The sequence below is a fragment of the Paenibacillus polymyxa genome (assembly GCF_018614975.1).
GTDB classification, from domain to species: Bacteria; Bacillota; Bacilli; order Paenibacillales; family Paenibacillaceae; genus Paenibacillus; species Paenibacillus polymyxa_E.
Map to the genome: position 1 here is coordinate 393,096 of NZ_JAGGNR010000008.1, position 21,521 is coordinate 414,616.

At 48.0% G+C, this 21,521-nt stretch carries 20 protein-coding genes; 2 read left to right on the top strand and 18 right to left on the bottom strand.

Annotated elements, in window-relative coordinates; all coding sequences use genetic code 11:
• Positions 1 to 161: 161 nt before the first annotated feature.
• From J7E78_RS05065 to J7E78_RS05090, 6 genes are all read right to left on the bottom strand, one after another.
• Positions 162 to 455, bottom strand: a complete 294-nt coding sequence (locus tag J7E78_RS05065; protein ID WP_215075228.1) for a histidine phosphatase family protein — start codon at positions 453 to 455, stop codon at positions 162 to 164.
• Positions 452 to 2,674 carry a class I SAM-dependent methyltransferase gene (locus tag J7E78_RS05070; RefSeq protein ID WP_215075229.1) on the bottom strand — a complete coding sequence of 741 codons (2,223 nt, stop codon included), beginning with the start codon at positions 2,672 to 2,674 and terminating at the stop codon, positions 452 to 454. The genes J7E78_RS05065 and J7E78_RS05070 overlap by 4 nt, the downstream gene beginning before the upstream one ends.
• 148 nt (positions 2,675 to 2,822) lie before the next feature.
• Positions 2,823 to 2,948, bottom strand: coding sequence for a phosphotransferase family protein (locus tag J7E78_RS05075; RefSeq protein WP_215075230.1), 126 nt, complete (start codon positions 2,946 to 2,948; stop codon positions 2,823 to 2,825).
• A gap of 117 nt (positions 2,949 to 3,065) precedes the next feature.
• The gene (locus J7E78_RS05080; protein ID WP_215075231.1) at positions 3,066 to 3,656 is read right to left on the bottom strand and encodes a GNAT family N-acetyltransferase; all 591 of its coding nucleotides are present in this window, start codon (positions 3,654 to 3,656) and stop codon (positions 3,066 to 3,068) included.
• A gap of 8 nt (positions 3,657 to 3,664) precedes the next feature.
• Positions 3,665 to 4,111: a RidA family protein gene (locus J7E78_RS05085; protein WP_215075232.1), complete on the bottom strand. Its 447-nt coding sequence runs from the start codon at positions 4,109 to 4,111 to the stop codon at positions 3,665 to 3,667.
• The gene (locus tag J7E78_RS05090) at positions 4,108 to 5,010 is read right to left on the bottom strand and encodes an AraC family transcriptional regulator (RefSeq protein WP_215075233.1); all 903 of its coding nucleotides are present in this window, start codon (positions 5,008 to 5,010) and stop codon (positions 4,108 to 4,110) included. Before J7E78_RS05090 ends, J7E78_RS05085 begins: the two co-directional genes overlap by 4 nt.
• Before the next feature lie 127 nt (positions 5,011 to 5,137).
• Between J7E78_RS05090 and J7E78_RS05095 the strand changes: the two genes are divergently transcribed.
• Complete coding sequence (locus J7E78_RS05095; protein ID WP_215075234.1) at positions 5,138 to 6,427, top strand: Gfo/Idh/MocA family oxidoreductase; 1,290 nt, start codon at positions 5,138 to 5,140, stop codon at positions 6,425 to 6,427.
• Between the two features lie 171 nt (positions 6,428 to 6,598).
• Here the strand turns inward: J7E78_RS05095 and J7E78_RS05100 are convergent, their stop codons facing one another.
• Entirely contained in the window at positions 6,599 to 6,943 is a 345-nt protein-coding gene (locus J7E78_RS05100; RefSeq protein ID WP_215075235.1) for a hypothetical protein, read from the bottom strand.
• 124 nt (positions 6,944 to 7,067) lie between these two features.
• Between J7E78_RS05100 and J7E78_RS05105 the strand changes: the two genes are divergently transcribed.
• Entirely contained in the window at positions 7,068 to 7,490 is a 423-nt protein-coding gene (locus J7E78_RS05105; protein WP_215075236.1) for a hypothetical protein, read from the top strand.
• Between the two features lie 199 nt (positions 7,491 to 7,689).
• Here J7E78_RS05105 and J7E78_RS05110 read toward each other — a convergent pair whose 3' ends face one another.
• The 11 genes from J7E78_RS05110 to hxlB all read right to left on the bottom strand — a co-directional run bounded on the left by J7E78_RS05110 (position 7,690) and on the right by hxlB (position 21,518).
• Positions 7,690 to 10,863: a bifunctional cytochrome P450/NADPH--P450 reductase gene (locus J7E78_RS05110; protein WP_215075237.1), complete on the bottom strand. Its 3,174-nt coding sequence runs from the start codon at positions 10,861 to 10,863 to the stop codon at positions 7,690 to 7,692.
• A gap of 298 nt (positions 10,864 to 11,161) precedes the next feature.
• Positions 11,162 to 11,716 (bottom strand): glutathione peroxidase, encoded by a 555-nt coding sequence (locus tag J7E78_RS05115; RefSeq protein WP_215075238.1) that lies wholly within the window; start codon positions 11,714 to 11,716, stop codon positions 11,162 to 11,164.
• A 212-nt stretch (positions 11,717 to 11,928) separates the two neighbouring features.
• The gene (locus J7E78_RS05120) at positions 11,929 to 12,654 is read right to left on the bottom strand and encodes a LutC/YkgG family protein (RefSeq protein WP_215075239.1); all 726 of its coding nucleotides are present in this window, start codon (positions 12,652 to 12,654) and stop codon (positions 11,929 to 11,931) included.
• A complete protein-coding gene (locus J7E78_RS05125; RefSeq protein ID WP_215075240.1) occupies positions 12,644 to 14,161 on the bottom strand; it encodes a LutB/LldF family L-lactate oxidation iron-sulfur protein in 1,518 nt (505 codons plus the stop codon). Before J7E78_RS05125 ends, J7E78_RS05120 begins: the two co-directional genes overlap by 11 nt.
• A complete protein-coding gene (locus J7E78_RS05130; protein ID WP_215075241.1) occupies positions 14,158 to 14,886 on the bottom strand; it encodes a (Fe-S)-binding protein in 729 nt (242 codons plus the stop codon). The genes J7E78_RS05125 and J7E78_RS05130 overlap by 4 nt, the downstream gene beginning before the upstream one ends.
• Before the next feature lie 151 nt (positions 14,887 to 15,037).
• Positions 15,038 to 15,799 (bottom strand): DeoR/GlpR family DNA-binding transcription regulator, encoded by a 762-nt coding sequence (locus J7E78_RS05135; RefSeq protein ID WP_215075242.1) that lies wholly within the window; start codon positions 15,797 to 15,799, stop codon positions 15,038 to 15,040.
• A gap of 1 nt (position 15,800) precedes the next feature.
• Entirely contained in the window at positions 15,801 to 17,294 is a 1,494-nt protein-coding gene (locus J7E78_RS05140; protein ID WP_215075243.1) for a rhamnulokinase, read from the bottom strand.
• 235 nt (positions 17,295 to 17,529) lie between these two features.
• Positions 17,530 to 18,045: a DUF2500 family protein gene (locus tag J7E78_RS05145; RefSeq protein WP_251034827.1), complete on the bottom strand. Its 516-nt coding sequence runs from the start codon at positions 18,043 to 18,045 to the stop codon at positions 17,530 to 17,532.
• Between the two features lie 109 nt (positions 18,046 to 18,154).
• Positions 18,155 to 19,957: an oligoendopeptidase F gene (gene pepF / locus J7E78_RS05150; RefSeq protein WP_215075244.1), complete on the bottom strand. Its 1,803-nt coding sequence runs from the start codon at positions 19,955 to 19,957 to the stop codon at positions 18,155 to 18,157.
• A gap of 370 nt (positions 19,958 to 20,327) precedes the next feature.
• Entirely contained in the window at positions 20,328 to 20,687 is a 360-nt protein-coding gene (locus J7E78_RS05155) for a winged helix-turn-helix transcriptional regulator (RefSeq protein ID WP_062833989.1), read from the bottom strand.
• Between the two features lie 267 nt (positions 20,688 to 20,954).
• Positions 20,955 to 21,518, bottom strand: coding sequence for a 6-phospho-3-hexuloisomerase (gene hxlB / locus J7E78_RS05160; protein WP_047842632.1), 564 nt, complete (start codon positions 21,516 to 21,518; stop codon positions 20,955 to 20,957).
• Positions 21,519 to 21,521: the final 3 nt, after the last annotated feature.

Here is a 21,521-nt window from a genome sequence, read left to right on the forward strand (position 1 = left end):
ATATGATCTGTTGATGTAACCGTGAGAATGTATCACATATAATGATTATCATTCTCATCGATTGCTTAGGTGAATTGTACCTTATGCCTCAGCCGACCCACAATGTACATTTGATGCTGTTTTTTTATACAAACGAAACAACCCTGTTGGTCCTCCCCCGCTTATCGCAGGGGCAACCTACCTTGATGATAACTTTCCAGCAGCTGGCGTTCACGTAAATCTTCCTCTGTCACCACAATTCCACCTGACCGATCTGCCAGAATCTGAATCGTATCCACCGCTCGCCTGTAAGGGCTAGAATAGAACAGTTGAATCTGCTCCCCATGGAGCAGACTGGCAACCGTTCCCGCATCTTGATGACCTTGCTCTGTTAGTCCACGCTCGCGTTCCTGTCCTTCAACATACCGTGACTCCGCATGTCTGACAAAATACAAAAACGTACTGGCCTCGCTCATCCTCCATCCGCCAACCCTTTCTTCTCAATGACAATCAGGCAGGTACTGTCTGGCAAAGGCGCAGGCTCACCATTTTCCTTCATGAAGATCAATCGTTCTCCAAGTGCTTCCGTGTACCCCTCCTGAAGGAAATGTTCGAACGTAATCATCTCGGCTTCTTCACCCAGCGCTTCTCGAATACAGTTCTCATAGGCTGTCGGCGTGAATATACCGAACTGTTCCTGAATCTCATGGACGTATGCCTCTTCCCCCCACGTATAAGTGTAGAGAAATTCCATCGCATCGTTGATCGGCAATACGACCTCATTGTCTGAGACCCGCTCATATTGAATCACACGTCCCTGAAAATCCTCTGCATACCTCTCCAGCCAGCGCATCCCATCCGCTTCCAGGAAACGAATACGGCGCTTCTGTGCCTCCGGCTCACTCATGATGCCATCCCGAATCAGAATTCTTCCTCCAGGTGACAGCACACGGAATGAACTTCTCAGCGCTGCCACAACCGTATCGGAATTAAATCTTCGACCGTCCAGTTCAATATAGGAATATAATTCATGCAGAATGGATGAAAAAATAACCGTATCTACTGTGCCCGGCTGCACATATTGCTCCAGTTGCAGGGCATCGCCCTTCATCACTTGCCAGCGATGTCCTTCACGCTGTTTTTTGCGTTCCAGCGCTTCAATGACATTGGCTGAGATATCAATACCAATCGGCTCCACTTCCGGTTTTTCCTGCTCAATCAGATCCAACAGAATTCCTCCACCTGGACCAATATCCAGTACCCGTTTACCAACGATATAGTCGAGCAGTACTTTTTTGTAATCACCGGAGCTGTTCATATCAGACAAATACGTCTCTTCGTTGTGGAAACGGTCATAGGCATCCCGGCGCAATCCGAACAGATCAAATAACAGCAGTACAGCCTTCTCATATAACGGCGACTTTTCTGCTTCAATACAGAATGCAATCAGCTTCTCAGCCGCTGGAGAAAATTCAAATGTCACAAACAATGTATCCGGCAGATCCGCATGACGTTCAATGCGATGTGTTAGATGGGGATAGACGATCTGCTCCCCTGACACAATCTGTTCCCACGAATACTGTTCCAAATACTTTTCAATCATTCGTTTCTTGTAAATATTTAGCTTCTTGACCCCTTTGTAGTCGTAATACATCGTATTCATCAATGGTTCGAAGCTGATATGGCGAACGATCTCAGATCGACTCTCCATGGATGTAGGATGCATGCTCTCGCTGCGAAGCGTCAACAGGAACACTTTCACCATCTCCTGCAGCGAAAAATCCTGCATAGCCGACTCCACATACCATAATGTGCGATGAGCCAGCGGAGCCAGCGCCTGTTCTAGATCCAGTTCCGTTTGGAGCTTGGCGTAAGCCGTATCCATAGCTTCTCCCTGCCGAATGGATGAACTTCTTAAGCGGGATAACCGTTCCTTCACGCTCCAGTCCTCATGATCGGGTCCGGCGATAATCCAGCCTACAATTCGTTGTACTTCAGCCTGAACCTGATTCCATAACGCTGGATCAACACCTGCGATAATGCACTCATTTAATACCATCAGTATGGTGTGCAGTTCATCTATAGTAAGCCATCCTTTGACGATCAAGGCGTGAAGCTTAGCATTCTCGGCAAATGGAATCTCTCCGCGTATGTATTGACCGATAAGTCCATGCGTAGCAATTAGAGTACGTGTAATCTCATGCCTTGGTGTGTGTGAAGTCGGCGCAGTATGTTCGCTTATATCCGCATTCTTACTTAAGGCATCGCCCGGAGAACCAGGTTGATCTATACTCGTCTCCTTGGTCTTACCGATGTCATTATCCAGATGCTCTACTCCTGCGTATAGATCATATAACTGAGCGGACCCCACATTGTGTACAAACAAGTTAACGCCCCGCTTTTGCCATACCCGCCGCTGCTCCAATGATCCGGCCTTCGCCGTCTCTGACCAGATTAATACTTCCTCCAGAATTTCTCGCACCCAAAAAGAAACCTGAAGCTTCTCCAGCACGTGAAGTGTGCGCTCGGTGTAGTCCAGCACCGGATTTGTTCCCTCAAGTTCGGCAATGGAATGAATACGTTCGAGGTTAATATGGGGCTTCTCTGCTGCTGCCAGCAGTTGCAGCCATTGTTGCTGGGCCTTCGGCTTGTTACCTGACTTGTATGATTGGATGGCCTTTAATGAATGCAGCATGAATTCGTCTCCTCTCTTTCTCTACCCTTTTTATATAAAATGATTAGATTCGTTTATAGAAGTTGAACTATTGTATAGCTGGCTCTGTATCCTCCGCAAAGTGCCGCTCATTCATATTACCCAGCTTCGAGCCACATCACCCGCACGATCACCCCGACATGCCAGTCATCCAATCGATGACCCAGTATGGATCGCCAGCCTCACTGAGCATAACATTATCGGGGTGAAGATCGCCATGACAGATCTGCTGTTCATCAGGCAATGTTGTATTCATTCTGGACTGCTTCGAGTGGAAAACTCATTCGATATAACTTCAATATGTACTCGTTCGAATACCCATAGATTTCCGCAGTTCTTCCTTGATCGATTCGCTCTCATACCTACCCTTCTTTTACTCGAACTCACTGCCTCTGACTTTGGAGAAAACCATACAATCGACCAGCGTACCTGTGCTGTCACGCCTCATCTTGCGCAGTATACCTTCCAGCGTATAACCCGCTCGTTCGGCTACTTTGGCACTTCGCACATTGCGGGCATCACAGCGGATCTCCAGCCGGTTCGCCTCCAGATGAGTAATGGCGAATTGCTCAATGCCTTTCACCGCTTCTGTCATCAAACCCTCGCCAGCTCGCGATGTTCGAATCCAGTAACCGATCTCGAAACAGCGTGCATTCCAGTCAATGCGATGTAACCCGCTGCTGCCTACGAAATCATCAGTATGTCTATCACGCAAATGTAACATCATGTCGGTACGTTCCAGATATTTCAGTCTTGCTTTGCGAACGTTCTTTTCAGACTCTTCCAATGAAGGGATTTTCTCGGCAAAAGGTAACCATAACCGCAGCTGCTCCGCACTCTCACGGACCGCTTCATTAACAGCCGCTCCGTCCCCCCACTGAGGTGCTCGAATTGTGAGGCGTTCCGTATGGAAGCTCTCGGGTATCGTTAGCATGATCGGATTAAATGAAGACGATTCTGTCATCGTTATACCTACTCCTCCACTTGAAAAATAGAATCAATAATCAGCGGCAAGTTGTCCCTCACAGACACTGCACCGAATACCGAACGGGCGTGTATCCCTTGATCCCCGAATACCTCCATCATCAGATCCGAGAACCCATTCAGCACTTTATGATGCTCCTGATATGAAGCGGACGCATTAATGAAGCCCTGCACTTTAACGACTCTCTTCACCCGATCCAGTGAACCCAGCACGTCTCGAATAACAGCGAGCACCTCCAATCCAGCATTCCGGGCAAATTCATATCCCTGCTCTGTTGTGAAGTCTGATCCCAGTTTGCCGCGTTCGGAGGTATCAGGTCCTTTCCCGGATACATACATGATTCCATTCACAATAACGGCATTGGCATATTTCGCTGCGGGCGCACTGGCCTGTGGCAAAATGATCCCCAGTTCATTCAATCTCGCTTCAATCATCGTTCATTCTCTCCCTCTTTTACGGTCCTCACGGAACCCGATTCCTTGTATTCCTGCCTATAGACTCTTGGTGATACCTGAACGGTACGCTTGAACATCTTGCCAAAATGGGAGAAGTTACTGAATCCCGCAAGCCAGGCGATGTCCGTTATGGATTCTTCACTTTCTCGCAGCAAACGCTGTGCTTCCTTCACCCGTAGCAGATTCAGATAATCACTGAAGGTAAACCCCGTCGTTTGTTTGAACAATCGACTCAGATAATGGGGACTAATGCGGAATATACCCGCCACCTCCGGTAATGTCAGTGGCTTCTGATAGTTCTCATTCAGGTAACGTACAACTGCCTGTGTCTTGGGATGAAGAACCGGCTCACGATCATCGGAGCTTAACCTGCCCAAGTGTTGATTACGATAGGCATGCAGCAACAATTCAATAGCCCGGTGACGGAGCAACAGATTGCTTCCAGGTTGAGGACAAAGCATTTCATCCACCATTTCGCTAACCATCCGTTCTAGAACCTCAGTGACCTGTGAAGGAAACCTTACAATAGGAATCTCCCAACAGAAGGGTTCCTTCAAGGCTTCAACTAACTCCGTTGAAATAGCCATGTCTGCAAAAAGCTCAGGCTTCAAATACAGCACCATTCGTTCATGGTCAGGCATGCCACTCTCTAATGTTTTATGAACCGTATTTCGGTCAACAAATACCAGATCGCCAGCCTTTACCCGATAGGTCCGGTCCTTGATAAAATAGATACGCTCGCCAGACAACAGGTAATACAACTCATAATGATCATGCAGATGGTCATCCGTCATCGAGAAATATCCAATACGACGATCATATTCAATGTGCAGTAAATCCGAGGGATCATGAAAATCTGCACTGAAAGGTTCTGTCATGTTGCCCTCTCTCCTTTTCATAAATTATAGCAAAATATGCGGCATTTGAAAGCGGTTACGCATAAAATGCGGCGAAAGAAGTACTCCCTTGTTATAGTGTAGAGCTATATTCAAGGAGGCGATAGACATGAGTAACAAGAAACGTTATGTATTAGTTGGAACTGGCGGCCGCGCCGAATTTTTTTATGGTGCTTTGACCCGGGATTACAGGGATACTTCCGAGCTTGTCGGCTTTTGTGATATAAATCAAGTCCGTATGAATTACGCGAATCAACTATTGAAGGAAAAGTACAATTATCCCGAGGTACCCACTTATCCTGCAGATCAGTTTGATCAGATGATTAAGAACGAGAAGCCTGACTATGTCATCGTAACGAGTGTTGACCGCACCCATCACAAGTACATCATTCGTGCGATGGAACTGGGTTGTGACGTTGTCACCGAAAAACCGATGACCATCGATGAGGAGAAATGTCAGGAGATTCTGGATGCCGTCAAGCGGACTGGCCAGAACGTCAGAGTCACCTTTAACTACCGATATGCACCGCACCATACTAAAATACGGGAACTTATTCTGAATGATACCATTGGAAAAGTCACTTCCGTTCACTTCGAATGGCTGCTGAATACCCGCCACGGGGCAGATTATTTCCGCCGTTGGCATCGGGACAAGCGTAATAGCGGCGGACTGCTCGTGCACAAATCCACCCATCACTTCGACTTGGTGAATTTCTGGATTGGCTCGCAACCGGATACCGTGTTTGCATTTGGTGATCTGATGTATTACGGCAGAGAAAACGCAGAAGAACGCGGTGTAACGCAGTTCTACAATCGAGCAACCGGCAACCCGGTCGCGAAGGAAGATCCTTTTGCACTGCATTTGGATTCGGATGCTCATCTGAAGTCCATGTATCTGGATGCCGAATCCGAAGATGGTTACCAGCGGGATCAGAGCGTATTTGGGGATGGCATCAACATTGAGGATACGATGGGTGTTCTTGTGAAGTATCAGAACAAAGCCATTCTGACGTACTCCCTCGTTGCCTACCAGCCATGGGAAGGTTATCGCATTGCTATTAATGGCACCAAAGGGCGGATTGAAATGAACATTGTGGAGCAATCCTATGTCAATTCATTGGGTGATAAAAGTAAGGAAGGTGCATTGATCGGTAAAACGTTGCGGGTTCTTCCAATGTTTGATGCGCCATATGAGGTTGAAGTGGAAGAAAAAGCAGGTGGACATGGCGGAGGTGACCCGGTTCTGCTGAATGATCTGTTTGGAGAGCCTGTAGAAGATCCGTTCCATCGCGCTGCTAATCACGTGGACGGTGCCAGATCCATTCTGACGGGTATTGCCGCCAATCGCGCCATCGCCACGGGCTTGCCTGTCAACGTCAATAATCTGGTTCGTTTCTAAGTCTCCCACGTCGGTGACCATATATGCCAAAAAGCGCAAGTTGTGAAGGCTTACTGCCCTGCACTTGCGCTTTTTCATCTCAATATATTCTGTTGCTGGTATAAGTAAGATCATGGCCAACCGGATTGGAGAAGAACCCTCTATCTGGTTACAGAGGAGATGAGTTTCTCCTCACACCTTCCGGTTCCACGCCGGGTGACGATAAAATTCAATCGTATCAATATAATTTACCGTGAACTGCTGCTCCACATCCGACAAGTTCAACAGTTTGCGGTCGATTTGCTTCATCCCCATGACCACATCATGCCTTAGCAGGTCCATCGCAATTTTGCCTACAAACCCGCCTTCCATCTCTTTATGTTTGGTACGAAACTCTTCATTGTAGATCAGTTCAGGTGTGAATGCCGCTTCTACGAATGCATTAACGAGCGTAAGCTCATTACCATCCATCTGTACTGCCAGATAATAATTGCCACGCTCATCCTGAATGAGATCTTTATACATCTCTACGATCATTTGAATCACTCCTCTATTATAAAATGAAACCCCGTTAGCCGTAACGAACATGGGCTATCAAACACACACCATCCTACCCCGTTCCTTCATATACTAGGTACAAATGGCGAACGGAGGAATACTTATGAGCTGGCAGCATCTCCATACTGGAAAAACACTTCAGCAACGTCTGGCAGAACTCCAGGGGCACCTTGCAGAACTGAATACTCCACTCTCCGGGTTGGAACCGGGACGTATTCGTCGTGTCTATCCAAGGCAGTTTATCAAAGTAAACCGGCAGTTATTCATTCCACTCAGTCTGAATTCCATTCGGGTATTTGATATTCCTCGAACACGGCGTGGCATCAGAGTGGGAATCCGCACGACGTTCCCTTCCAGGAATGCATTTAACAATATCAGACTTGTGGGTGTGGGACTGGATTATCTCGAACTCCAGGGAAAAGGCAGAGTCCCTTCCCGTATATTATTTCCTCTCTCCAGCGTCGAGTCGATTTATCGGCCAACCACCGGAAGAAAAAACCTGAAACGGCCTTGTAGGCGGAAGTAAAGCCGGTTCTTTTCGCAAGCCATACAACGGTTCCCAAATGTCTGCATACGGGTGCTCCCTTCCAATGGTTCATTATAACCCATGCACCCACTCATCTGCTGAAGAATCATTTTATGTCAAAAAGCGGTGAGAACAGAACTGCTTCTGTATCTCACCGCTCATCCAGTTACTGATCAAGCTGACTCTTCACATGTGTATATCAGATGCCTGTCCATACGTCCTTGGCATAACGACCTTCCTGCTGAAGCTGATTAAGCCAGTCTTCTGCTTCCTTGGCGGATTTGCCATGAATTTCAGCGTATGCATGCTGGAGTGTAGCTTCCACATCAGGTGCCATCTTGCTGCCATCACCGCAGATATATAGATGCGCACCCTCTTCAAGCAAAGGTATCAGATGACGGGCATCATCTCTCATCAGATGCTGTACATAACATTTTTCTTCCCCATCCACTCGGGAGAACGCCGTATGAAGCTTCACAAGCCCTTCTTGCTGGGCTGCTTCCAATTCATTTTTGTACAGATAATCATGCTCGGGATTCCGGCATCCAAAGTACAGATGGGCTTCGCCAAGCTCTTGACCTTGTTCCTTCAATACATGCCTTGCCTGCAAGAAACCTCGGAATGGGGCCACACCTGTACCCGGACCTACCATGATGACGGGAATCTGTGCATCCTCCGGCAGTTGGAACCCGGATTCCGGTGTCCGCGTGAACATGACGATCTCGTCACCCGACTTCAGGTTAGCCAGATAGTTGGAGGCAATACCTTTGTATTCTCCCTGCCCACTCCATGCCGGGGCACGCACTACACTCACCGTAATACTCGCTTGATCGGGTTGAACACGCGGTGAACTGGAGATCGAATAATATCTGGCTTTTAATGAAGGTAGTAATTCAAGGAAGCGCTCAAACGGCAGTTCACATGCCTCATATTTCACCAGATAATCCAGCATGGAGATCCGTTTGTTCCGCACTTCATCCATATACACAGATTCATCAAGCAGTGCTTCAAGTTCCTTCTTATGCGGTGGACATACTGTGTATGCTGCCATTTCTCTCAACTGCGCACGAGTTGCCGCCTCCTGAAGCTCAACACTATGACTGAGCAGATCATACAGGTTCACCGGTTGATGCAGCGGCAAATGTGCGGCACTGCGACCCGATGCATCCAGAACGAGATGCTCCGTTCCGGTAAATCCATATCGACGAAGTACACGTTCCACCAGCTCCGGTGGGTTCTGCGGCAGAATGCCCAGGTGATCCCCTTCCTTGTAGGTTATGCCTTCAGGCAATTTGATCTCCAGGTGACATGTGCTCCGTTCACTGCCCGCGTCGTGAAGCTCCCTGTTCTCGAGCACTTCTGCCACATGGGCATCATACGTATCCGCAAGCGGTGTTACGGCGAGCCCACTGACAAACTGTACAGATAGTGAGCTGCGTTCGCTATTGGAGCTTGTGTTTAGTTTCAGTCCCATGGTTCGTGCGAGATCCGGCCATAATTGTTCTGTCCAATCCCCCACCTGTTTCTCGAAATCTCCGCTAGCATCTGACTCACCCAGCGGCGATAACCGCTCTGCTTCTCTGGAAGATAACTGTTCATCTATTAACCGCGGAATACGCTGATAGGTGCTGGCCCAGTTGTGGTCACCGCATCCAAGAACGGCGAAACGCACCCCTTTGAATTCATTGGCATCCGCATGTTCAATCCAGTCAACGAACATTTTGGCATTACTTGGAGGCTGACCATTATAGGATGCACTGACAATAATAACGGCGCCATCCTTTGGCAGTTTGCCAACACGATCATCCAGCGCAGCGACCTCACTCCGGAAACCCTGATATCTGGCGGTATCCGCAATTTCACGTGCAATGCCTTCAGCGGTACCCAGATTGGAACCGTACAGAACAAGCATCGGTGTGTGGTGGGCATTTGCTGCATCCGGCTCCGTTCTTTTGGCAACTGGCGTAGGTTCTTCGACCGCTACACCCGGAACGGCCATGACTGGCTGCCCCCCACGCGCACGTACACGAATTGTGAAGTTATCCGGTTTAAGCGTCAGTGTTTCTTTCACCTTTAACTGATAATCGGAATGATCTATGAAGTCAAAATGCTTCAGCACCATGCCCAGTACCAGCGTTGCTTCCTGAAGTGCAAACTGCTGACCAATGCAGGCCCGTTGACCGTTACCAAAAGGTTTATAGGCATCATGCGGAACTTTGCTCGGATCCTCGAACCGTTCCGGGCGGAATTCCTCTACGTCATCTCCCCAGGCTTCGCGGTCGCGATGCAACTTGGGAATAAGTACACTGACGCTGTCTCCTTTTTGCAAAGGATATTGACCCGCAAGTACCGTGTCCTCTTTTGCATACAGGGAAAATGCCGGGGCCGTTGGCCATAACCGCAATGCTTCATTCAAAACCATGCGAACGTACTTCAGATTGCGAACCTGGTTGTACGTTGGAACCGGATCTTTCAAAATCTGATCCACTTCTGCTTGGGCCTTAGCCAGCGTATCCGGATTCTTCATCAGATAATAGACGGCGAAGGATAACAGTCCACTTGTGGTCTCATGTCCAGCAATCAGGAACGTAATAATCTGATAACGGATGTTCTCATCATCCAGCGTTTCTCCTGTCTCCGGGTCCTTGCCGCTGAGCATGTGGGACAACAGATCATCTGCGCCTTCCTGTGGTTTCTCTTTGCGCTCAGCAATGATGTGATCCACCAACGAGAACATCGAACGGATATCCTGTTCAAACTGTTTCTTTTTGGTGATCATCAGCTTGTCTTGCAGACGCAGTCGCTGCAATGAACTCATGGATTCATCCAACGCCCGAACCATACTCGTAATGAATGGATGTGGTTCTTCCCGGTAGAAACTGTTAAACCGATAGTTGAAACCACAGAGTCCAATCGTGTCGAGCGTAAGACGTGTCATATCATCCGGAACGTTAACCGTCTCATCAGGGTTCAAGCGTGACCATTTCTGAACCAGCTGCACAGCCAGGTCAATCATTTTGTTGTGATATCCCTGCATGGCACGTTGACTGAAACTTGGCAGCAGTACGTTATGGGCTTTTTTCCAATTCGGTTCTTCAGTCCAACTCGTAAATAGTCCATCTCCCGCAAAAGCACGAACCTTAGCAAGAGGTGCCCACACACGTTTGTCAAATTTGGATTCATCTGTTACCTCGGCGACCAGTTCGTGACCGGAAATATACAATTCACTTCGCCCGGGATACTCCATACGAAAGATCGGTCCATATTCTTCAGCAAGTTTCACCAGGGATTGCACCGGCTCTTCAAAGTTCAATTGCGGCAAATTACCCAGTGGGCCAAAGGTTTTCGGTTGAGGCACTGAAATTGGTGGCATGACGCTCACTCCTTCTTCCCAAGTTAAGAGTTCTACAACTAAAAAATAATGACGTGACTACAAACTCGATTACACTTACTCTTCAGATCAACAGATTCAAGTTATTTTTTGCACATTTTCATATTTCATCCAGATAACGATAAAACCATTAAAGAACCAACTGACCGAAATGGTATATTGGTCATTTTTGATTAAAAAAAATGAAGGACTTCGTTATCTTCTTTTACCCTAACATTTCCAGTTCTAATCTTCAACAGTCCCAAAGTCATAGGACCTCAGGACAGGGATTAAGGTATACTTATGATTTCTTTAACAGAAACTGAATAGCCGACTCCATCTCTAATGGAGCAACTGTCGTTTCATAACGGCCATGGACGTTTCCATTGCGGTCAATCAGGAATTTAGTGAAATTCCATTTGATCCCGTCTCCTTGATACAATTCTGGATGCTTCTCCTTCACAAAGGTGTCCATCCACTGTCCTTCTTGCGTATCCAGATCATAACCTTGAAATGGCGCTTCTTCAATCAGATAACGGAATACAGGATGCATCGATTGCCCAACAACCTCAACCTTCTCCAAGATCGGAAAGGATATTTGAAACTGACTCCTGCAATACTCGGCAATCTCAACGTTACTACCAGGTTCTTTCTCGTTAAACTGGTTGCACGGGAACGCCAGAATCTCCAGCCCCTGCTCCCCATATTTCTCATACATCTGCTGAAGTTCACTGAATTGCCGGGAGTAGCTGCACCGACTTGCTGTATTCACAATAAGCAGAACCTTCCCTTTAAAAGCAGCAAAATCACCCTCGTGTCTATCCATAAAAGGAACTTGGTAAGAAAATATACTCATTTGTATTCATCCTCCTCTTTCTCTTTTTATCTCATATGAATTCTCTCTTGAGATGGATTATACACTCCCATCATTAATAGGTGAAATATATAATCAATATAATTCTAATAGTTTTTAACTATAATAAAAAAATAAAAAACTGCCCTTAGCAGTCAAATACTGCATCTCGGACAGTTATCAAAATCATGATGCCCTTCACGCTCATCACACCGTTATCCTATAATTAAACCATATACAACGCCTGGTCCGTGTACCCCAATGGTTAAATCATTTTCAATATCGGAAGAGCGGCTTGGCCCGGAAATAAAGTGGATGCCTGCCGGAAGATTCTCTCTTCCCGCTTCATCAAATCGATCCAGTGTCTGACCCAGTCTGGTGTACAGTCGATCTACTGGAATAATGATGATGAGTACCGTAGGCAAGAGACTGACTGAACGACCTTTTTCAGGTGAAGAAAGCACAGTAACCGAGCCTGTGTATGCTGTCGCATAATCCGCCATGACCACACCGATATCCGCCTCAGCTGCCCGAGCCTTCCAGTTCTCATTCGCCTGACTATTCCACACTGAGATTTTTACACCCGGTAACTGCTCTTCCAATCTGAGATCCTGTAACGCCTGTTCATTCTGACGAATGATATATTTGGCACTCAGCTCATGAGATTTGGTGGCAATAAATTGGGACACTTCTTCCATGTTCTGAACCCGGGCAATGTGGGCGCCTACACTCACAAAGTTATCGGTAAAAGCTTGAATACGCTTCTCTTCATCCCATTCCAATTCTGTCCAAAAGTCGGGTGCTCCCCGAAAGGGTTGGGTCGGCGCATGGCGTTGCCTTGGTCTTCTCAATTTCGAAGCAATGTCGTTCATGAACTGCTCCTGTTTCTCTATGGACTTCTTCTCCAATTGTGCAAGCCATTGCTGATGTTCAGTGACCATGCTTACCCTCCCCTTCCTCTCGTTCACGAATAATCTGCTCCATACGGCTGCGAACGGAAGAATCCATGGCCGGTTGCTCCTGGTTCAGTTCCTGATCCAGCTTGTTCCATTGCTGCCGGAATGATTTCTTGGCGAGACTTGGCGCAACCCGATAATTGTTCCAGCCTTTGAGAGGACCCAGCTTGAGAGAAATACCGTTGTTGCGTACAACTGCCTTCTGCCCGATCTGTCCGAGACGTATGGCTGCACTGAAGCGTTTGGAATTGGATACAACAGCGGCAAATCCCTTCATGCCCATGCTTTCCATCTTGTTTCCATGGCCGTCTTCCACTTTACGCCTGCGTAAATAAACGAGCATATCATGCAATGGAATTTTAACTGGACATGCTTCATAACAGGCTCCGCACAGACTCGAAGCACCCGCAATATCGTTCCATTCATCAATGTTGCCATTGAGTGCAGGTGTCAGTACCGCGCCAATCGGACCACTATAGGTTCCGCCGTAGGCATGACCTCCAATATGGCGATATACCGGGCAAGCATTCAAACACGCGCCGCAGCGAATACAATTCAGCAGTTCTTGGAATTCGGGATCACCGAGTTGTAAGGATCGACCGTTGTCCACGATAATAATGTGCATTTCATCCGGCCCATCTCCATCCGCTGTGCGGCGAGGACCTGTGATGCCTGACATATACATCGTTAATTTCTGACCTGTTGCGGAGCGCGGCAACAAGGTTGCCATAACCTCCAGATCCGTCCACGACGGGATGATCCGCTCCATACCCATGAGTGTAATCTGCGTTTTCGGAACAGTGGATACCATGCGCGCGTTGCCTTCATTTTCGAACAAGACCATGGAACCTGTCTCTGCAATTGCAAAATTGCAGCCGGTCATGCCGATATCTGCTTCGAGGAATTTCTCACGCAGCTTTTTGCGAACAAATCCGGCAAGTACCGTTGTGTCCGGCTCCAGAATTTCACCCGCTTCCTTTGATAACAACTCTGCGATCTGATAGCGGTTCTTATGGATCGCTGGAATGACAATATGAGATGGGGCTTCGCCTGCCAGCTGAATGATATATTCACCAAGGTCAGTCTCAATGGCTTCAATGCCCGCCGACTCCAGCACATGATTCAGATGCACTTCCTCCGACACCATCGATTTGGATTTCACCACCGTAGAAGCTTGCTTGTGCGCCGCAATATCCAGGGCAATCGCAGCGGCTTCCACCGATGTATCCGCAAAATGAATATGAACCCCATTCGCGCGAGCATTATTAACGAATTCATTCAGATAATAATCAAGATACGCAATGGTATGCAGACGAATCTGACGTCCACGTTCCCGCCATTCATCCCAGTTTCCATGTTCTTCTGAGGCCGACTTTTTCCCGTTACGCAATCGTTCTGTGGTGAATTTGACCGCTTTACGCAGAAAATCATCATTCAAGGCCAGTCCGGCACGCTCTTTGACCGTAGTATCCATCACTCCCGGTTGGCTCATCCTGTTTGCACCCCCTCATACAGTAGTTCCGCCAGATGCATCACACGCACTGGCTCATTCCGATAACGCAGATTACCTGCGATATTCATCAGACAGGCCATGTCCAGACCAACCAGCACTTCAGCTTGTGTCTCTTTGACATGATCGACCTTCTCCGTCACCATCGCTCCCGAAATATCGGACATTTTAATGGCAAATGTGCCCCCGAACCCGCAGCAATCCTCAGCAAACGGCAGTGGAACCAATTCCAGTCCTTTTACATGGGATAGCAATGCCATCGGTTCATCCTTCACGCCCAGCAGACGGGTGCCATGACAAGATGGATGATAGGTTACTTTGTGCGGAAAATGTGCACCCAGATCGGTTATCCCGAGTACCTGAACGAGGAATTGAGTGAATTCATAGGCTTTGGCTTCCAGTCGTTTTGCCTTCTCCAACCATACCGGTTCATCCGCAAACAGTTCGGGATAATGATGAATCATATACGTACAAGATCCCGAAGGACACACAACAAAGTCACTGTCGTCGAACGCTTCAAGAATTGTCTTGGCTGCTACCCGAGTCTCATCCCAGTACCCGCTATTGTAGGAAGGCTGACCACAGCAGGTCTGAACCGGCGGGAAATCGAGCCGAACGCCATGAGCAGCGAGTAATCTGACCATAGCCTCCCCGACTCGGGGATAGATGGCATCGCTGAGGCAGGTAATGAATAAGGAGACCTTCATAATTACACGCTCCTATTAACTGATTAGTAGATGAATTGACTAAAGTATATTTACACTGCACACTCCGATGACAGAATAACCTTCCGATCGCTGTTATCCCCAGATTTTTGATTTAGTTCAATTTATAGAAATAAATATAACTAGTAAAAGCTTAAACTGTAATGATGCCAATGTCGTATCCGCTCAAACGGTCTGTCTGTTCAGCCTCCAATGGCTGATCGGTAACGATCGTATGGACTGCATTTAACCCGGATACCCGGGCAAAGGCACGAACGCCAAATTTACTGGCATCTGCAAGTAAGATGACCTGATCGGATATGCCAACCATCTTCTGCTTCAGCCTTGCTTGAAGTTCATTGGACTCACTGATTCCGCCGCCTTCAAGATGTACACCTTTGCACGACATGAACATTTTATCCACGTGATACGTTTCCAGAGAACGCTCCGCGAGCGGCCCAACAAAAGACAACGAGCGAGATGCCAGCTGGCCCCCTGTTGAGATGACCTCAACCTTGTCACGGCTGCTGAGTTCTGTGGCGATTTTGATCGAGTTGGTTAAAACCGTCAGCGGAAAATCCGGCATGTTCGCTGCCATATAACCTGCCGTTGTGCTGGCATCCAACAGAATGCGATCACCCGGATAGATCATCGCCAGAGCCGCTTGTGCAATCCGCTTTTTCTCTTCCGCATGGGTTGTCTCCCTGATCCGGTAAGGGATCTCCGGTTGATCTTCCTTCACGCTCACTGCACCACCGTGAGAGCGACGCAGTCGTCCTGCCTGTTCCAGCCGATCCAGGTCCCGCCGGATGGTTTCCTCCGTCACCCGGCAGCGCTCACTAAGCTCAGATACACGCATACTGCCCTTTACGTTCACCATCTCCACAATTCGGTCATACCGCTCGGCTGCCAGCATGTTACACCTCACTCCCCGCTTGTGAATTAGATGAAGCCGTCACACGCAGAAATCTGCCGTAAGCATCTTCCCAAATGGACCTGTCCTGCGGCTCATATACAGTTACCGGAAATGAATCACGGATGACCTTACGTGCCTCCCAGATATCTTTAAAAGCTCCGCTCGCCATCCATTGCACAGCCATATTCCCGATGGCACTTCCCTCTGCCGGACCTGCCCATACCGGCTTGCCAATGGAATTTGCAGTCCACTGACATAACAGGCGGTTCTGGATGCCTCCACCGACCATATGCAATCCGTTGAACGTCTGTCCCGATAATTGTTCCGTCCATTCCAGGACTCTCCTATACTTCAATGCCAAACTCTCCAGAATTGCCCGGGCAATAGCCCCCTGATCCTCTGGTACCACTTGCCCGGTATCACGGCAATACTGACGTATTCGGGTCGTCATATCCCCTGCTGGCATGAACAGTTCATCATCCGGATCAAACAAACTCGCAAATGGGGGTGCCTGTTCCGCCTTTGCCAATAACGCATCATAGCTAATTCCCTGCCCTTGGCGGTCCCACTCCCGCATGCTTTCCTGCAAAATCCACAGACCCATAATGTTCTTAAGCAGACGGAATGTTCCGCCCGCCCCGCCTTCATTCGTGAAGTTCAAGGCCAGACTCTGGCTACTTATCGCAGGATGATCTATCTCCGTGCCCATCAGGGACCAGGTTCCACAACTCAGATAAGCAAATGAACGTTCCGTTGCAGGAACAGCCACAACGGCTGAACCCGTATCATGCTCCGCAACTGCGATCACGGGGATCGGGGAAAGTCCCAGATCATTACAGATACTGCTTCGCAATTGTCCAACACGGGTACCTGGCAGCACAGCTTCACCGAACAATTTCTCCGAAATGCGAATATGTGCCAGCAACTCACTGTCCCACTGACCCGCCAATGGATTATATACTTGTGTTGTGGTTGCATTGGTGAACTCATTCACGGCTTCGCCGGTCAGGAAATAACGTAGCAAATCCGGAATCATGAGAAAACGCTCTGCTTCATGAAGTAACGGGGAACCGCTACGCTCTAGCGTCGCCAATTGATACAGGGTATTAAAACTAAGAAACTGAATTCCTGTACGTTCGAAGATTCGCTGAGAGCTCAGTTCTTGGCGTACCTGATCCATCATGCCGTTAAACTGTGTATCACGGTAATGATACGGGTTACCAAGCAACTCACCATTACTGCCAAGCAGACCAAAATCAACGCCCCAGGAATCGATCCCCAGGCTCTCCGGCTTTTCTCCCTGCTGTTTCACAAGCGTAAGCCCTTGCAACAATTCATGATGCAATCGCAGAATATCCCAGTGCATCCGCTCGCCAACCTTCACTGGTTCATTCTTGAACCGATGAATTTCGCTCGTTTCGATCCTTCGATCATTCAGCTGTCCCAGTAGCGCTCTCCCGCTCCCAGCGCCCAAATCATAAGCCAGCACACTCACCGCGCTTCACCAACCTTTCTAACCAATCCTGTTTTCCAAACGGTATCACTTGATTCAGACCGTAACCCTGTACTTTATTCTGTATTTATTGTTTGTTTGTTTTTGTTTAATACTGTTTTACTTTATTTTACGAGTATATCACCATTGTAAGCGTTTGAATACCCTTCGGTTTTTCTTTCTTTTGGGTATACTAAAAACGACTCTCTCCCACTTGGGAGGAGCCGCATTTCTTTTTTTACGTATAAAACTGGCCTTTGCTTATCCCCGACTGGGGCTGTACATCTCTCTCAAAATGCTTGAAGCGTGTGCCCTGATACGTCAGCATCCCTCGATCATTTTCCACCATCATGCCATAATGGTTTCCGCCAACGATCAGTTCATTACGCCCCCCGTTGTCGAATTCAAATGTAACATAATACCGGGTCGTCGCACTGCTATCGCCGCTTCCACCTGAAACTTCCGTTCGTTTGGCCACCACCGTTGAGTGCAGGGTTAACAAGGCCGTTGCGTTATTCGATGACCACGTGCGTACCCCTGAGATGATGGCATATACAATCACACCCGCAACAATAAGGAATACGGCACCAATAAAAATGGAAACAAACGCACCCATGGCACCAAACTCATTCAATCCGGAAAAAAAACCACCCTGATTGCCTTCAAAACCCGGTACTCCACTCATGTCGTCAAACACACCAAAGCCGTCCACGCTTAATTGGCCCATCGATGAGGACACGCTCGTTAACGCCATTCATCATCGTTCCTTTCCCCTTGCAAAATAAGATGCACCGCCCCCACGCAAGGAAGGCGGTGCATGCAGACAACCCGTTCTGCCTTGTCCGTATACTATATGAACCAGATCAGGAATACAGACGTTCAAGTTCGTCGACCAGACTGCCGACATAAGCAACCGCAGAGCGAATCGGCTCAGGTCCGGACATATCCACACCCGCAAGCTTCATTAACTCCTGCGGTGTGAGACTTCCACCAGCTTTGAGTGCATCAAGCCAGCGATCTACCGCAGGCTGTCCCTCTTCCCGGATCTGCTGTGCTGCGGCTGTGGAAGCTGTCAAACCTGCCGCATAGGTATATGGATACAGACCCATATAATAATGAGGTTGTCTCATCCACGTGAGCTTGGCCCCTTCATCAATTACCAGATCAGGTCCCCAGAATTCGGAAAGGATGTCTCCTTTGAGCTGACTTAACGTCTTCGCCGTAATGGGCTCATCATTGGTTGCGCGTGCATACACTCTGCGCTGTAATTCCCCTTCCAGCAGATGTGTAACGAAGTTATGGTAATACGTATTCAACAGTTGCAAAATGACCCAGCGACGCATTCTCGGATTATCGGAACGCTTCAATAGATGGTCTGCCAGCAGCATTTCATTCATGGTCGATGGTGCCTCAATGAAATAAAGAGATGGTCTTGTATTCGTGAGCCGTTGGTAACGTCCCGCAAGCATGAAGTGGCCTGCATGCCCCACTTCATGGGCAAGTGTAAATGCTCCGCGCATATTGTTCGCCCATGAAATTAAGATATAGGAGTGTGAACCATATATAGAGGAGCAAAATGCCCCTGTGGATTTGCCTGCATTATCTGCGTAATCCACCCAGCGATCACTGAATGCGCGCTCTACGATCTCCCCATACTCCGGCCCAAGTACATCAAGTGCTTCTCGAATGAGTGTGCACGCCTCATCATATGTAATGGCAGGGCTAAATTCAGGATCAAGCGGAGCCTTCAGATCACAGAACATCAGTTTGTCCAGACCCAGCTCACGTTTCTTGAGAGCCGCCAGTCTGCGCATATGAGGTGCGAGTTCCTGCTGGATAATATCCAGAATATTATTGTACATCTCTTTGCTCACTTGCTGTGGGCTGAGAAGCATATCTGTAACATCGTCGTAACCACGCAGCCTGGATAAAACAACCTGTTTCTTCACTTCGGTTGCATAACCTTCTGCGAACGTATTTTTGTATTCATTTAATGTCGAGCTGAATGCAGCATAAGCAGAACGACGCAGCTTTGTATCGGACGACATCTCATAATTATTTTCATAGAATGACCAGGACAGTGGACGATTATTGTCCTCTCCATCAAGAGCATCGTCAAACGTCATGTCTGCCAGTTTACCGCGCAGATAGATACGATATGGCGAATCCAGCACCTCTCCAAGTGAAGCGAGTACCTTCTCGGTCTCGGGCGTAAGCCGATGTTCTTTTTCTCGAATCAAACGCTCCAAACTGCGCGCATACGGCTCTAATCCCGGAAGTTCTTCAAGGTAACGTTCAACGGTTCCTTCCGGCAGATCAACGATCTCCGAATTGACAAAAGACAAGGACGACGACAGATTTGATAGAATATCTCCTGCTTTAGCTGAATTCTCAATATTCACCGGATTGGTGCTGTCCTCTGACTGCTTCAGGCGGGCATAAGAAGCCGTCTTGCCGATCCGCTCCTGCAAAGCTTCACGCGCATCCAGACAAGCCAGCAATTGTTCAGCGCCTTCACCCAGTCGTCCTTTGAACGTTTCGATCTGGGCAGCAGCCTCAGGAAGTAATCGAAGCTCCTGCTCCCACTCTACATCGGTTGCAAACAAGTCTCTCAGATTCCAAGTCGTTTCTGGATCTACCTCAGCACGTGTACGTATTTTTTCCATCTTTAGTTGTCACCCTCCCTGCATTTCCAATATCTCTCATCGTATCATATTCTGCTTATCTATACATGACATCTGCGAACAATGAGACTTTTGGTATGGATTTATGGTAGAGCAGACAAACGGAGTACTCCGTATTACTCCGCTGGCAGAATAGCCTTTCGATCGCTGTTATCCCCGGATTTTTTGATTCACTTTTATTAAGGTGAAAATCCGTTGATAAAGGCGAACGCTTCGCTTCTTAAGTCTATTTCTGCCCGCTACGTTTGGAGTAAACTATTAATCCACTGACCATGGTTTGAAAGTAACTAAAAAAAACGCCAGGTAATGGAAGAATCCATTTACCCGGCGGTTCATTATAGAACTTACTTATTTAGCTTTCTTTCCAGATTACATTTTCGCCATAGTTTTTACCCCAGTTATACATCGCGTGCAGGACAGGCATCAGGCTCTGACCGTGATCTGTCAACGTATATTCCACTCGAGGAGGTACTTCTGCATATACCTTACGCTCAATCAGCTTGTCTTCCTCCAGCTCACGTAGCTGGTTAGTCAGCATCTTCTGGGTGATATGAGGGATTAGACGTTTCAACTCACTGAAACGTTTGGTGCCTTCCAGACCCAAATGCCACAATATAATCAGTTTCCATTTGCCACCAATCACCGCAAGGGTCAATTCCTTCTCACAGTTGATTTCTTTCAGATTAATTCGTTCCTTGACTTCGGCTGCCATGGCTCCGAGCCCCCTCATCTTCAATCTTATATCGCGTATATTACACATATCACGGGGACACTTCACACGAGGTAAGCTTTCCGCTCCATGCATGATGTAATAAGTACATTCATTCGATACAGCTATCTATTAATTCTACTACAGCCTGGTCGGGATGCAAAGTTTAACTGAAAATCACGGATAAAACCTATACAGATGAATGACTATGTATCACAGAAAAGACCAGAACCCTTCATAATCAAAGGATTCCGGTCTTTCATCTATTCACTATTCCAGGTTCGCGTGGCGACCAAACATATCCGCTCCGGTCATACCCTTCATTTCCATCATCGTAAGGATGAGAGCATCCATGCCGATTAACAGTCCTTGTTCGAACAACGAGCCCATCGGCTGAATGGTTACTGCCGCTCCGGAAGTTGCTGTGTCCTCTTTGGCTGAAGCCGGGAGACGCACTACCGTAGTTGCCAATTTCCCAATCGTGGACTCTGGCTTAATCGTAATGAGACCTACAGGTGCACCAGCTTGACTAGCTTTCTGAGCCATGGCTACCAGACTGCCTGTCTCTCCTGAGCCAGAGCACAGCAAGAGGAAATCCTTCGAGCTGATCCCAGGTGTTACGGTTTCGCCCACCACATATACACGAAGCCCCATCTGCATCAGTCTCATGGCAAAAGCCTTCCCCATAAGTCCTGACCGGCCTGCTCCTGCTACAAAAATCTGTTCCGCAGCCAGAATGTGCTCAGCCATTGCTTGCATCTCTGCATCGTCGATCTGGCTTAACGTACGTTCCAGCTCCTTCAAGATGTCAGCTGCGTACTGTGTTTTGCTCATCTG

Coding starts and splice junctions, on each gene's coding strand:
- J7E78_RS05065 (WP_215075228.1), bottom strand. CDS start 455: ATGAGCGAGGCCAGTACGTTTTTGTATTTTGTCAGACATGCGGAGTCA.
- J7E78_RS05070 (WP_215075229.1), bottom strand. CDS start 2,674: ATGCTGCATTCATTAAAGGCCATCCAATCATACAAGTCAGGTAACAAG.
- J7E78_RS05075 (WP_215075230.1), bottom strand. CDS start 2,948: ATGAATACAACATTGCCTGATGAACAGCAGATCTGTCATGGCGATCTT.
- J7E78_RS05080 (WP_215075231.1), bottom strand. CDS start 3,656: ATGACAGAATCGTCTTCATTTAATCCGATCATGCTAACGATACCCGAG.
- J7E78_RS05085 (WP_215075232.1), bottom strand. CDS start 4,111: ATGATTGAAGCGAGATTGAATGAACTGGGGATCATTTTGCCACAGGCC.
- J7E78_RS05090 (WP_215075233.1), bottom strand. CDS start 5,010: ATGACAGAACCTTTCAGTGCAGATTTTCATGATCCCTCGGATTTACTG.
- J7E78_RS05095 (WP_215075234.1), top strand. CDS start 5,138: ATGAGTAACAAGAAACGTTATGTATTAGTTGGAACTGGCGGCCGCGCC.
- J7E78_RS05100 (WP_215075235.1), bottom strand. CDS start 6,943: ATGATCGTAGAGATGTATAAAGATCTCATTCAGGATGAGCGTGGCAAT.
- J7E78_RS05105 (WP_215075236.1), top strand. CDS start 7,068: ATGAGCTGGCAGCATCTCCATACTGGAAAAACACTTCAGCAACGTCTG.
- J7E78_RS05110 (WP_215075237.1), bottom strand. CDS start 10,863: ATGCCACCAATTTCAGTGCCTCAACCGAAAACCTTTGGCCCACTGGGT.
- J7E78_RS05115 (WP_215075238.1), bottom strand. CDS start 11,716: ATGAGTATATTTTCTTACCAAGTTCCTTTTATGGATAGACACGAGGGT.
- J7E78_RS05120 (WP_215075239.1), bottom strand. CDS start 12,654: ATGGTCACTGAACATCAGCAATGGCTTGCACAATTGGAGAAGAAGTCC.
- J7E78_RS05125 (WP_215075240.1), bottom strand. CDS start 14,161: ATGAGCCAACCGGGAGTGATGGATACTACGGTCAAAGAGCGTGCCGGA.
- J7E78_RS05130 (WP_215075241.1), bottom strand. CDS start 14,886: ATGAAGGTCTCCTTATTCATTACCTGCCTCAGCGATGCCATCTATCCC.
- J7E78_RS05135 (WP_215075242.1), bottom strand. CDS start 15,799: ATGCTGGCAGCCGAGCGGTATGACCGAATTGTGGAGATGGTGAACGTA.
- J7E78_RS05145 (WP_251034827.1), bottom strand. CDS start 18,045: ATGGCGTTAACGAGCGTGTCCTCATCGATGGGCCAATTAAGCGTGGAC.
- pepF (WP_215075244.1), bottom strand. CDS start 19,957: ATGGAAAAAATACGTACACGTGCTGAGGTAGATCCAGAAACGACTTGG.
- J7E78_RS05155 (WP_062833989.1), bottom strand. CDS start 20,687: ATGGCAGCCGAAGTCAAGGAACGAATTAATCTGAAAGAAATCAACTGT.
- hxlB (WP_047842632.1), bottom strand. CDS start 21,518: ATGAGCAAAACACAGTACGCAGCTGACATCTTGAAGGAGCTGGAACGT.